This window comes from Pseudobacillus sp. 179-B 2D1 NHS (assembly GCF_045370945.1).
GTDB lineage: Bacteria > Bacillota > Bacilli > Bacillales > Domibacillaceae > Pseudobacillus.
This window is the reverse complement of record NZ_JBIQDP010000018.1, coordinates 33,591-45,845: the sequence shown is the minus strand read 5'-3', so window position 1 is coordinate 45,845 and position 12,255 is coordinate 33,591. Positions and strand designations below refer to the sequence as shown.

Genomic DNA, 12,255 nt, shown 5'->3' with positions numbered 1-12,255 from the left:
GGGGATTGGCTTGAAAAAATTATGGATCATTTTGCTGTCATTTTCGTTATTTATGCTCGGAGGCTGCTCGCTTGAACCACCTCAGTGGGCCAAGCCGGCGAAAAAAGACAAGCTTGAAGATATAAAAATTGGTTTATCTGTATCGACGTTAAACAATCCGTTCTTCGTTTCTTTAAAAGACGGAGTGGTCAAAGAAGCGAAGAAGAACCATATGGAAACAATCATTGTAGATGCACAGAACGATTCCGCAAAACAAGTGAATGATGTGGAAGATTTAATTCAGCAAGGTGTTGATGTGTTGCTCATCAATCCGACTGATTCATCCGCTATTTCTACAGCGGTGCAATCAGCGAACGCCATCGGTATTCCAGTGATCACGCTTGATCGTTCGGCTGACAAAGGAGACACCGTGACCCTTGTCGCTTCAGACAACGTAAAAGGCGGACAGATGGCCGGGGATTTTATCGTTGAGAAGCTTGGAGAAGGAGCGAAGGTAGCTGAGCTCGAAGGAGTTCCAGGAGCATCCGCTACACGTGAGCGAGGAAAAGGCTTCCATTTAACAGCAGATAAAAAGCTAAAAGTTGTTGCCAAGCAATCAGCCGATTTTGACCGGACCAAAGGATTGAATGTCATGGAAAACATTTTGCAGGGTCATCCAGATATTCAGGCAGTTTTTGCCCATAACGATGAAATGGCACTTGGAGCGATTGAAGCCATTGCAAGCTCCGGCAAGGACATTCTTGTTATTGGGTTTGACGGCAATGACGATGCTATTAAATCTGTAAAGGCTGGTCAGCTAGCAGGGACAGTTGCACAGCAGCCGGAACTCATCGGCCAGCTCGCTGTGCAGGCGGCCGGAGATACAATGAAAGGGAAGAAAGTAGAAAAAACCATGCCAGCTCCATTGAAAATGGTAACGAAGTAAATAAAAAAGGCCGGCAGAGAAGAAAAAGCTCTCTGCCGGCCTTTTTTGTGAATGGTATTATTGCTGCTCCCGCAAGGCTGTAATAGCTTTATGTTCCTCCTCTTTTTTTACATAAATATCATATTGAGTGTTATCGCTAAAACTTCTGTGTCCGAAGTTAATCGGAGTTTTAGTTTTATAGGAAACGCCATTACTCTTCAGCTTCCCGACTACCATATAATAGCTTTCATGGCCATGTACAGTCCGCACCAGTTTCCATTTTCGATTGGAATTCATTGAAAAAATCATCCCTATAGCAAATAGGACCACCAAAATAATGAGAGAAATAGTCAATTTCAACCCTCCTCCGTTTTCTCTTTAAAAGTTTATTAGTGCTAAGGCGCTTATATGGCTGCGGCAAGAGGTGAAAGCTATGCTAATTTGTATGAAGCAAATGATGAAGCAGTCGCTCTTTATCATCGAAAAATTGTTTCATCATAACATAATGGCTCGTTTCTTCGAGTGGTTTCTCACATAGCCCGTCTTCAGTCACCTCTAGTATTTTAGAATCAGGATACGCCATCAACAACGGGGAATGCGTAGCAATAATAAATTGAGAGTTTGCCATCATTAAGTCATGCATCCTCGAAAGCATGGAAAGCTGCCTTAATGGTGAAAGAGCTGCCTCAGGCTCATCCAAAATATAAAGGCCATTTCCTCTGAAGCGATGATTAAATACCGCAAAAAAAGATTCACCATGTGATTGCCGATGAAGCGATTTCCCCCCAAAAGAATCAATGATTCGGCCTCCGCCTGGCTCGCTATCCAACTCTTCAATGTTTGTTGCCACATTATAAAAAGTTTCCGCTCTTAAGAAGAAGCCGTCTTTGGGACGTTTTATACCTTTGATAAGCTTTATATAGTTCCCAAGTTCAGAGTGGGAATCATGGGTGGAGAAGTTAAAGTTAAACGTACCTCCTTCCGGATTAAAACCAGAAGCAACCGCTATTGCTTCTAGCAAAGTAGATTTGCCCATTCCATTTTCTCCAATAATGTAAGTAACCCGGGGATGAAATTCAATTCCTGCTGATTGGATAAAAGGCAGATGAAAAGGATATTCATCGAAAGAAGGGATACTCTCCGTCTTAAATTGAACTTTTTTTATGAACGGACTATCCAATTGACTGATCATTTAAATCCTCCGTCCTATCTGTTTTCCATTAGTGTAACAAAAAAATTTAAGACACCCATTTATTTAATAAATAATAAAATAAATCAGGCAGCTGCTAAATGCTTTAATAAGAATTGGGATTGAGAATAAAAGTTTGCCTAGGGAAAAATAAGCTAGATAATATTTCACTTTCACCATATTATAGAATATAACGGCTTGTCAGAAAGGAAAGATTCGGATGGTAATGGACTGGTTCATCAATTTGAATCCGGCTGTTCAAGCATTGCTTGGCGGTTTATTAACATGGGGATTAACGATGTTAGGGGCATCCATTGTTTTTTTCTTTCGCCACATTAATCAAAATGTAATGAATACGATGCTTGGTTTTGCTGCTGGTGTCATGATTGCTGCTTCTTTCTGGTCTCTTTTAGCTCCTTCCATCGTATTCAGTGAACAAAACGGGCAGATCCCGTGGCTTCCGCCTGCAATTGGCTTTCTGCTTGGCGGCCTTTTTATCAGGCTGCTAGACTTTGTTGTTCCTCACCTGGATTCTGGTTTGTCAGAAAATGAAGCAGAAGGACCGAAGACTGGTTTGCCTAAATCAATGCTGCTCTTCCTTGCCATTACGCTCCATAATATTCCTGAAGGGCTGGCTATTGGTGTGGCATTTGGGGCCGCAGCCATTGGTCTCGGAGAAGCCTCTGTAATAGGGGCTCTCGGGCTCGCTATCGGCATTGGCATCCAAAATATGCCGGAAGGCGCTGCGCTCTCCGTTCCATTAAGGGGAGAAGGGATGTCGCGACTGCGGGCATTTAATTATGGCCAGTTGTCTGCCATTGTAGAGCCGGTTGCTGCTGTAATTGGAGCCGCTGCTGTGCTCGCTGTACAGCCCATTATGCCTTATGCCCTTGCATTTGCAGCGGGTGCCATGATCTTTGTTGTTGTCGAACAGTTGATTCCGCAATCACAATCAGCCGGCAGCAAAGATTGGGCAACGCTGGGCTTAATGGCAGGGTTTACGGTCATGATGATATTGGATGTGGCTCTCGGTTAATATAAAGCCCCGTTACCAGCAAAAGGTACGGGGCTTTTATGGCTTAAACAACAATTTCGGTAGATTCCCTCTTTTTGTCTTCAAGCTTTACATATAGCTCGTGTACAGGAGGTTCTTCAGAAATTTTTACATGAATCATGAATTGATTTGGATCCAGGCGGCAGTGATGCTCCTTGGCCCACTGTTTTATTTCATTAAGAGATTTCCATAATGTGTGAGTGTATCCATTGTGCTTCATATAAATATAGCTTTGGGGAGGAATATTAAAACTAATCATGCCTGCGGGCACAATATCAACGTTGTTTACTTCCAGGGCAACACAGTGTGTCACTAGGCTTCCTTGTTTTTGGCGACAAATCTCCATTAATTCACCGTTTGTTTGATCTAAAATATCACTAGCAAATTGCTTGAACTGTTTCCAAAGTATTGCTTTCTCCGTTTCTAGGTCAGTAGTCTGACATGTTTTTTGCAAGCCAATTACTTTGATCTCCTCAATTTCGACAACTTTCGGGATCATTCGGACACCTCCGCTTAAAATAATTGCTTGTTCTTTTATTTTACAATAAAATTCCGGAGAATAATTACAATAAATTGAAAATTATAAAAAATGATTTGTTCATTAGAAAAGCCGGTTTTTACGCCGGCTTTTTAAACGTATAGAGTTGCAGGGAATAAATAAATTACTGATCAGATAGAAATTTTACTGATCATAGCCGATCATTTACGAGCCGCAGAGTCTTGCTTGCAGGCTAACTGTTTACTCTTTATGGGAGGGCTCATTTACTTTTACAAGCTGCTTGCCGATATTTTCGCCTGTAAATAAACCGAAAAATGCTTGCGGAATATTTTCAAATCCTTCTGTAATGGTTTCTTCATAAGTAAGTTTGCCTTCTTGAAGCCACTTGGATAGGTGTTGAAAGCCTTCCGGATAGCGTTCACGATAATCCCCAACAGTAAAGCCTTTAATCAAGGCGCTGGACTTAATTAAGTAATGCTGAATGCGAGGGCCGTGATCCTCTCTTTTATTATAGGAAGAGATGGCTCCGCATTGGATGATCCGGGCGAATTTGTTCAGGAGCGGATATACGGCGTCAGAGATGTCACCGCCGACATTATCGAAATACACATCCACACCATCTGGACAGGCTTCCATAAGTGCCGTATTCACATCCTCTGTTTGATAATTAATAACGGCATCAGCCCCTAGCTGTCTCAACAATTGAACTTTTTCATCGGAGCCCGCAATCCCTACCACCCTGGCGCCGACAATAGTAGCGATTTGGACAACAGTAGAACCGACAGCACCCGCTGCACCAGAAACAACCACTGTTTCTCCTTCTTGTGGCCGGCCAATATCCATTAACCCAAAATAGGCAGTAAGGCCGGTCATGCCGAGAATATGCAGAGAAGTTGTTATCGGTCCAAGTGCTGGATCTATTTTACGAACAGATTCAGCGGGAATGGTTGTGTATTCTCTCCATGGGAGGGAACCAGTTACAATGTCTCCTTCCTGCAGCTGGTCAGATTGAGACTCTATTACTTCAGCTATTGCTCCTCCCTCGATAGGCTGGTTTAACTGAAAGGGCTCTACATAAGATTTTCCTTCATTCATCCGACCGCGCATATACGGATCGACTGATACATATAGTAGCCGGACGAGTGCTTCTCCCTCTGATAATTCCGGAACAGAGGTTTCCTGAACAGACAAGTGTTCGGTTGTTGGTTCGCCATCGGGGCGTTTTAAAAAAAGTATTTCACGGTTTTTCATCAATGTCATTTCCCCCTCTTTTCTTTTCCCTTATCCTACCCGTTTGTTCTTGAAACAAACGTACAGGTTTCTCATAAAAATCACTGAAAGCCACAGGGTCTTTCTTTACTTAGGTATGTTTGTTTTTATGTATAATAAAAAGGAGAGCTTTTCAATGAATGTATTGCTAAAAAAGGCATACATTTCAGTGAAAGGACCACTTTTCTTGTTTGTAAAAAAGGAGGTGCCGATGATGGCATTGGCATATTTTAATGGAAAAATTGTCGGCGTAGACGATCCGGTAATTCCGATTGATGAACGAGGCCATCAATTTGGCGACGGGGTATATGAAGTTATTCGTTTCTATCAAGGCAAACCGTTTATGATGAAAGAACATCTTGACCGCCTATATATGAGTGCTAAGGCCATTAAGCTGGAGATTGGAAAAGAACCAGATGAGCTGGAAGCACTGATCCTGCAATTAGTAGAAAAAAGCGGCTTGGCTCAAGCGGATCTTTATATACAGGCAACGAGGGGGATAGCGCCCAGAAATCATTTGTTTCCAAAGTGTCCAGCCTCTATTTCGATGACGGTGAAGCCGGCTCGAGAGCTATCGGAGAGCATGCGCAGAGAAGGAGTTAAAGTAGCGGTGCTGCCTGACGAGCGCTGGCAAAATTGCTATATTAAATCATTAAATTTATTGCCAAATATTTTAGCGAAGCAGGAGGCTTTTGAGCAGGGCTGCTTTGAAGCAGTACTCGTGCGGGATGGCCGGATTACAGAAGGATCGAGTACAAACGTATTTATTGTAAAAGACGGAAAGATACAAACAACCCCTCTTTCCAACCGGATTTTGGCTGGGATTACTCGCCTCGCGGTTAAAGAAGCGGCGGAGGAATTAAGAGTTCCGTTTGTGGAAAAAGATTTTACACCTGAAGAGCTTTATCAGGCGGACGAAGTCTTTTTAACGAGTACGACGTCAGAAGTTCTTGCCGTGACTGTTGCTGATGGACGTGAGATCGGGAATGGACGGCCGGGTTCTATTACTGGTCGGCTACACGAATGCTTTCAACAAAAAACGAAATAAAGTTTCATAAAAACCCAGGCCTTTCTGCTGCTTTATGCAGGGAGGCCTGGGTTTTTATTAAGACAAGAGATGGAAACCTTCTTCATCTAAGTATTGAATGGCTTCTCCGTAAGAGTTAAAGGTGCCGTCTAAATTCAAACCGGCATACACATTCCACATATCTTCTTCCTCCACTAGAAGAAGAGTCTGGCCGTCTCTATTAACCCATGTTTCTTCATAGGCATCTCCTGCGACGGCTTCTTCTTCAACTGTTCTTGGAGAAAGGGATTGAATGGATTCATGGATAATCTGCTTTAATTCCTCAGCAGAAAATTCACGGATATTTACCATCCCTTTGGCATCTGTGGGATAACCAGCCAATTCTCCCGCATATACAAAACCATTTCCATTCGGGTGAAGATGGTAGACGATGTTCTTTTTTTCTGACACACTGTCGGCAAATTGAAAATTGACCCTGCCGAGAGAGACATTTTTCCGTTGAAGTTGAGGAAAAGATTCAATAATCGACAATTTTTCATTGAAATTCAGCATAGTGCCTCCAAAGTTTAAAGGTAGAATAAGCCTTCATTATAACATACCCAAAACGCCGCTATTTCTTAAATTTCGTGACTTTAGTAATTACTTTTTGTATCGCCTCTGGTAAAATGAAAGAAAAATGTAATATTTCGACAAAAAATTACCTATTTTATAACAAGGGGAGAAACGCTCATGAATCCATCCAAACAGGGTAGCGCTGAAGAGAAAAAGAACGCCTTCCACCAGGCGGAAGCGTTTGCTGGTTTGATCCGTGCTATGTCTCCGTTAAACATCAGTATATTAGATGCTTTGCCGGTTCATATCTTTTTGGAAGATCGGCACGGGCGGACGCTCTTTGCTAATAAACTGGCCTGTGAGAAAAATGGCAAAGAACTCCACGAGCTGATTGGCAAGACCTCGTTCGACTTTTTCTCCCCTTCTGTCGCTGAGGAAATACGCTGCAACGACCTTGAAATATGGGAGTCTAAACAATTGAGAATGAAAGAGGCAATTGTAGACTTTGATGGAAAGCCGACCCATATGCTTGCGGGTACAACCATTATTCAAGGCGAAGAGGATGGCGAAGAATATTTGCTCGGCTTTTCTTTTGATATTAGTGAACGAATAGAAGCAGAAGAAAAACTGGCAAAGCTGGCGTTTTATGATCCGCTAACTGGTTTGCCAAACCGTCGCTATATCGAGCATTATGGTGACGGTTATTTAATGACTGATCAGGAAGGGTTATCGGCGCTGCTTGTTTTCGATTTAGATTATTTTAAAAAGATTAATGATAGCCTTGGGTATGAGGCGGGTGACCTGCTTCTTCAAGAAACAGCCCGCCGTTTGCGAACACTTGAAACAGAAAATATCTTAGCCGCGCGTATTAGCGGGGACGAGTTTGCGCTTCTCGTTTCCCGCGCAAATTGTATAAGTGAGATTTCGGAGCTATGCGAAAAACTGTTGGAGCTATTTCGCCAGCCGTTCGTTGTTTTAGAAAAAAAAGTACCTATATCGGCAAGCATTGGTGTCAGCGTTTACCCGCGTGATGGCGAAAGCTTATATTCGCTTTTGGTTCATGCCGACCTCGCCGTGAATGTTTTGAAAAATAGTGGAAAAAATGGCTATCAATTTTTTGCTGTTTCGATGAAAGAGTCTGCCAATCAGCGTTTAGAAAAAGAAATTCTGCTTTCTCAAGGGTTGGAAAAGGGAGAATTTCTTCTTCACTATCAGCCCAAAATATCCATTAGGACAAAAGAGTTATACGGTGTGGAGGCGTTGGTTCGCTGGAATAGTGAACAAGGGTTAATTTATCCGGGAGAATTTATTGGACTGGCTGAGGAAACGGGATTGATTGTTCCTTTAGGAGAGTGGGTACTGCGGGAGGCTTGTCGTCAATGCAAGGAATGGCATGAGATGGGGTATACTCATTTAAAAGTGAGTGTTAATGTGTCGGCCGTGCAATTCCAAAAGCAGGACTTTGCCGAGCTTACGGCCCAGATTTTAGAGGAAACAGGCTTGGAGCCGGCTGCCCTTGAATTAGAATTAACCGAAAGTACAGTAATGGAAAAGCCAAAGGAAGCGGCAGTGATTCTTCTTCGATTGCAGCAGCTTGGAGTGTCTATTTCAATTGATGATTTTGGAACGGGCTTTTCTTCATTTAGCTATTTAAAACAGTTTCCGATGAATGCCTTGAAAATCGATCGGTCATTTATTCAAAACATTGAGGAAGAAGAAGCTGATAAGGCCATCGCTAAAGCGATGATTAGTCTTGCTCGAAATTTAGGGCTAATGATCGTCGCTGAAGGGGTAGAAAATGAAAAGCAAATGAAAATTTTAGAATCAGCCGATTGTGACACCGCTCAAGGGTACTTTATCAGCCGGCCGCTGGATGCTGATGCTTTTTTAAATTACATGAGAAACAGCCAAGTTAAATAATGCACTTTAATAAAATGGAAAGGCAGGTCTTTATGAAGAAACGGTTTTTTCTAAGTGTAGTCACTGTTTTTCTACTGGTCGCCTCCTTATTTCCACTTAATGGGGAAGCAGACGGAGTTCGGTATGTGGCGCTTGGTGATTCGCTCGCTGCAGGGCAAACACCTCATAAAGAAATCGGTGCCAGCTATACAGACTTAATTGCCCTGTCTCTGCAGCAAACGGGACAGTTATCTAGCTTTTCAAAGCAATTGGCTTTTCCCGGGTATTCAACCGGACAAGTATTGGAGCAGTTGGAAAAGAAAGAAGCACAGGCCTTGATCAAAACAGCCGATTTGATCACCATTTCTGCGGGAGCAAACGATATGCTGCCGCTTATTCAAAACGACTCTACCCGGAGGATGTTAAGCTACCAGCCTATCCCAGTGGCTTTTGCACTTAACGGGGTACGAAAAAACTATGTAAAAATATTTGAAAAGATACGAAAAATGAATCGGCAGGCGGATATTTATGTCATGGGTTATTATTTTCCGTTCCCTCATGTGAAAGAAGAACAGAAGCCATCCGTTGCAAGCCAGCTGACGCTTTTAAATGAAATTATTGAGCAGGAAGCAAAAAGAGCAGGTGCTTATTTCGTACCGGTTTCTGGGCGGTTCGGAACAAATGCCCGTTCGCTTATTCCTAACCCGGCAGATGTGCATCCGGCACCAGGCGGTTATTTGGAGATGGCAAACAGCTTCATCGAAGTGTATGCGCCTGGAAGCCGACTAATTCCGACAAGTATATTATCGCAGCTGCCAGCGCCAGTGCCTTTTTCTAAGCTGAAAAAAAGCCATCCCAGCCGATCAGCAAGCAGAGAAACTTCAGAGAACAGCAGGAAAGAGAAGCCAGCGAAAAAGGAGAATGGAAAAACAGCTGCCAAAGAACAGGGGAAAAGCTGTAAGCGCGGTGAATATACTTAAAGGGGAAAAGCCTTCCTAATCATTAGGAAGGCTTTTTTGCTGTTTCAATTTTTATTGGCCTCTAGTTGTTCAGATTGATACACATCTGGACGACGGTTTTGCAAATAATTGAGCAGCCCCTGCTCGCGGTTGATTTCCTTTAAATTGATGGGAAGAACAGGCAGTTCTTCATTGTTTCGTCCTTTGTATATGGTCTTGCCGCTAGGGTGAACAACTTGGCTTTCACCAAAAAAGATATTCTCACTGTCTAAACCAACCATGTTAGCCGCTCCTATATAGATATGATTTTCTAGGGCACGGGCACGTAAAAAGGCGTCCTGATAATGCTGATAAGGAAGCATATTAGCTGCAAGTACGAGTAGAAGCTGAGCGTTTTTTAAAGCTAATATCCGAGAAGCCTCCGGAAATTCCATATCATAGGTAATCATAAGGCCGACATCTCCTTCCGGAAGGGAGAATACAGGAAAGGAATCTCCGGCTGTAAACCATTGTTTTTCTTGATGATATAAATGAACCTTTCGATATTTCCCAAGCATGTTGCCATTTTTCCCAATTAATAAAGCTGAATTATACAAGAGGCTGTTATCTAGTTCTGGAAAGCCTACGATAGCGCCAACATTGCTGGATTTAGCCTGCAGCTGAATGCGTCGGATACTTTCTCCATTCTCTGGCTCTGCCAAAGAATATAAGTCTTCATCTAGTGCATACCCGCTTAAATATAACTCCGGAAAAAGTACATAGTCTGCCTGCTTTTCCTTTGCTTCCTCGATTGTTTGTAAAATTCGGTTTAAATTTGCTTCTTTCTTTTTTAATTCGCAGCGCAACTGTGCAATAGCGATTTTAATCATGGTTTTACTCCTTTTTTCTCTTCTTCTCGATATTTCTTTAGTTTTTTAGCAATCGTTGATTGATCGACTTGTAGCACTTCTGCTGCTTTATAAGTGCTTTTATATAAATGGTACACACGCAAAATTAACTCTTTTTCAAATTGTTGTTTCGCTTGTTTCAGCGGAAGGATATGTTCTTTAGACAAAAAGACAGTATCGGTTAAAGCGTCTGTTAGAAGCCAGCTTTCGCCTGTTTGATCGGATTGGGTGACAACGATTTGTTCAATTGTATTTTCTAATTCACGAATGTTGCCGGGCCAGTTGTAGGATTGAAACTTCTCCATCAGCAGGGACGACAGATTGAACTGCCGATGATATTTTTGGTTGAATTTCTGCACAAAATATTGAGAGAGGTACGGAATTTCGTCATGGCGCTCACGAAGAGGGGGGACCATTAAGGGAACTACGTATAAACGGTAATAGAGATCTTCCCGAAACCCTTTCTTTTGCACGAGCTCTTTTAAATTTTTGTTCGTTGCTGCGATAATCCGGATATTAGCTGCTTTCTCATGAATACTTCCGATTTTCCGGTATTTATTCTCTTGAATAACCTCCAGTAACTTTGATTGTGCCGCAAAAGGAAGTTCAGCTATTTCATCTAAAAATAGCGTACCGCCTTCAGCTGATTCAATGAGTCCTGTTTTTCCTTCTCTTTTTCCACCCGTAAATGATCCCGGTTCGTAGCCAAATAGTTCAGATTCTATTAAGTTTTCAGGAAGCGTACTGCAATTAATAGAAATAAAAGGTTGTTCGTGTCGCATGCTTTGCTGATGAACGTATTTTGCCAGCATGGTTTTGCCGACTCCGGACTCGCCAAGCAAAAGAACCGTTGAATCGACATTAGCAATGCGGTGAATGACGTTAATGATCTTTCTCATTTTTTCTGATTTTGCTATTAATGGACCAGCTGATGTATTTACTGAATAGTCTTCTAGTGAAGTCAATTTCCTTTCACTCCTTGCTGATGATTTTTATCATTATGAGGAAAAAAATCATTATTTTGATTAAATCCAAGTTTTAAACGATGGAATATGCGGTTGGAAATAAAAAAACAATGAAAAAAATCATTAATTTATCAATAATTATATCAGAAAATACTAATAAATCGGCCTTTTTATTTTGGTACAGAACTTGCAATAAGGAGAACCACCGTCATTAGAACTAGAAGGGAGTATCAGTCATGAAGGTTGCAGTAGCACAGTTCTCTCCAGTTCTCGGAGATAAACAAGAGAATATTAAAAAAATCATTCGTTTTTTAAAGGAAGCGAAGCGGCAGGCAGCAGAGATTGTTGTTTTTCCAGAGTTAGCGCTTACCGGCTATTCCATAGGCGAAAGGTTACCGCTTATGGCGGAAACAAGAGAAGGAGACTCATTAAAAACCATTGCGCTATATTGCAAAAGTCTGCAGATTCATGCCCTTATATCCTTTCCTGAAGAAGAAGAGGGGCGTTATTATATCTCAAGCGCATTAATTGACGAAAATGGACTAATTGTTGGTGTTTATCGCAAGACCCATTTATTTCATGCAGAAACAAATTACTTTACACGTGGCGAAGGATGGCCTGTATTCCAAACGAAATTCGGAAAAGTAGGGGCGATGATTTGCTACGATCTGGAATTTCCCGAGGTATCCAGGCTTCTTCGCTTAAATGGGGCGGACATTATTTTAGTGAACACTGCTAATATGGTCCCTTATGAAAAGCATCAGCATGTGTATATGCAAAGCAGAGCGATGGAGAACGAGGTGCCGGTTGTTATTTGCAACCGAACAGGAAAAGAAGGAGAGCTTGACTTTTTTGGCCATAGCATGGCTGTCAATAACGAAGGGGAAATATTGTTCAAGCTTGACTCAGAAGAGGGAATCCGCACCATTGATATTCAAATGGATGAAGAGCGGGATCCTAAGCTGGCTTATACGAGTAATTTGCATTCGCTTGTTAAAAAACGTTTAACTCATTTGATTTAATCAGTCTACTTTGCCTCTCTACACAAAGC

The 12,255-nt window shown here is 42.1% G+C and carries 13 protein-coding genes; 6 read left to right on the top strand and 7 right to left on the bottom strand.

Translation table 11 applies throughout. The features are described from left to right. Positions 1-10 precede the first annotated feature (10 nt). Positions 11-925 (top strand): ribose ABC transporter substrate-binding protein RbsB, encoded by a 915-nt coding sequence (gene rbsB, locus ACH0BF_RS17065; RefSeq protein ID WP_340851890.1) that lies wholly within the window; start codon positions 11-13, stop codon positions 923-925. A gap of 57 nt (positions 926-982) precedes the next feature. On the opposite strand, the gene ACH0BF_RS17060 is transcribed toward rbsB, so the two are convergent. Beyond that, positions 983-1,258 carry a hypothetical protein gene (locus tag ACH0BF_RS17060; protein WP_259455642.1) on the bottom strand — a complete coding sequence of 92 codons (276 nt, stop codon included), beginning with the start codon at positions 1,256-1,258 and terminating at the stop codon, positions 983-985. A gap of 82 nt (positions 1,259-1,340) precedes the next feature. Then, positions 1,341-2,096, bottom strand: a complete 756-nt coding sequence (locus ACH0BF_RS17055) for an AAA family ATPase (protein ID WP_340851891.1) — start codon at positions 2,094-2,096, stop codon at positions 1,341-1,343. 217 nt (positions 2,097-2,313) lie between these two features. Here ACH0BF_RS17055 and ACH0BF_RS17050 point away from each other — a divergent pair, with 217 nt between their 5' ends. Beyond that, on the top strand, positions 2,314-3,129 hold the full coding sequence (locus ACH0BF_RS17050) for a ZIP family metal transporter (RefSeq protein WP_220702328.1): 816 nt from the start codon (positions 2,314-2,316) through the stop codon (positions 3,127-3,129). Positions 3,130-3,172: 43 nt separating this feature from the next. On the opposite strand, the gene ACH0BF_RS17045 is transcribed toward ACH0BF_RS17050, so the two are convergent. Both ACH0BF_RS17045 and ACH0BF_RS17040 read right to left on the bottom strand, forming a co-directional pair. Then, positions 3,173-3,646: a GyrI-like domain-containing protein gene (locus ACH0BF_RS17045; RefSeq protein ID WP_340851892.1), complete on the bottom strand. Its 474-nt coding sequence runs from the start codon at positions 3,644-3,646 to the stop codon at positions 3,173-3,175. Between the two features lie 240 nt (positions 3,647-3,886). Further along, positions 3,887-4,897, bottom strand: coding sequence for an NADP-dependent oxidoreductase (locus tag ACH0BF_RS17040; RefSeq protein ID WP_340856314.1), 1,011 nt, complete (start codon positions 4,895-4,897; stop codon positions 3,887-3,889). 154 nt (positions 4,898-5,051) lie between these two features. On the opposite strand from ACH0BF_RS17040, the gene dat reads away from it, so the two are divergent. Further along, positions 5,052-5,963 (top strand): D-amino-acid transaminase, encoded by a 912-nt coding sequence (dat, locus tag ACH0BF_RS17035; protein WP_406909861.1) that lies wholly within the window; start codon positions 5,052-5,054, stop codon positions 5,961-5,963. 57 nt (positions 5,964-6,020) lie between these two features. On the opposite strand, the gene ACH0BF_RS17030 is transcribed toward dat, so the two are convergent. Then, entirely contained in the window at positions 6,021-6,494 is a 474-nt protein-coding gene (locus ACH0BF_RS17030; protein ID WP_340851895.1) for a hypothetical protein, read from the bottom strand. 177 nt (positions 6,495-6,671) lie between these two features. Here ACH0BF_RS17030 and ACH0BF_RS17025 point away from each other — a divergent pair, with 177 nt between their 5' ends. Further along, complete coding sequence (locus ACH0BF_RS17025; RefSeq protein ID WP_406909858.1) at positions 6,672-8,414, top strand: sensor domain-containing protein; 1,743 nt, start codon at positions 6,672-6,674, stop codon at positions 8,412-8,414. Positions 8,415-8,446: 32 nt separating this feature from the next. Further along, positions 8,447-9,373 (top strand): GDSL-type esterase/lipase family protein, encoded by a 927-nt coding sequence (locus ACH0BF_RS17020; RefSeq protein ID WP_340851898.1) that lies wholly within the window; start codon positions 8,447-8,449, stop codon positions 9,371-9,373. A 44-nt stretch (positions 9,374-9,417) separates the two neighbouring features. On the opposite strand, the gene ACH0BF_RS17015 is transcribed toward ACH0BF_RS17020, so the two are convergent. Both ACH0BF_RS17015 and ACH0BF_RS17010 read right to left on the bottom strand, forming a co-directional pair. Further along, a complete protein-coding gene (locus tag ACH0BF_RS17015) occupies positions 9,418-10,221 on the bottom strand; it encodes a carbon-nitrogen hydrolase family protein (RefSeq protein ID WP_340851900.1) in 804 nt (267 codons plus the stop codon). Further along, a complete protein-coding gene (locus ACH0BF_RS17010) occupies positions 10,218-11,204 on the bottom strand; it encodes a sigma-54 interaction domain-containing protein (RefSeq protein ID WP_340851901.1) in 987 nt (328 codons plus the stop codon). Before ACH0BF_RS17010 ends, ACH0BF_RS17015 begins: the two co-directional genes overlap by 4 nt. Before the next feature lie 236 nt (positions 11,205-11,440). Between ACH0BF_RS17010 and ACH0BF_RS17005 the strand changes: the two genes are divergently transcribed. Beyond that, entirely contained in the window at positions 11,441-12,226 is a 786-nt protein-coding gene (locus tag ACH0BF_RS17005) for a carbon-nitrogen hydrolase family protein (protein WP_406909855.1), read from the top strand. Positions 12,227-12,255: the final 29 nt, after the last annotated feature.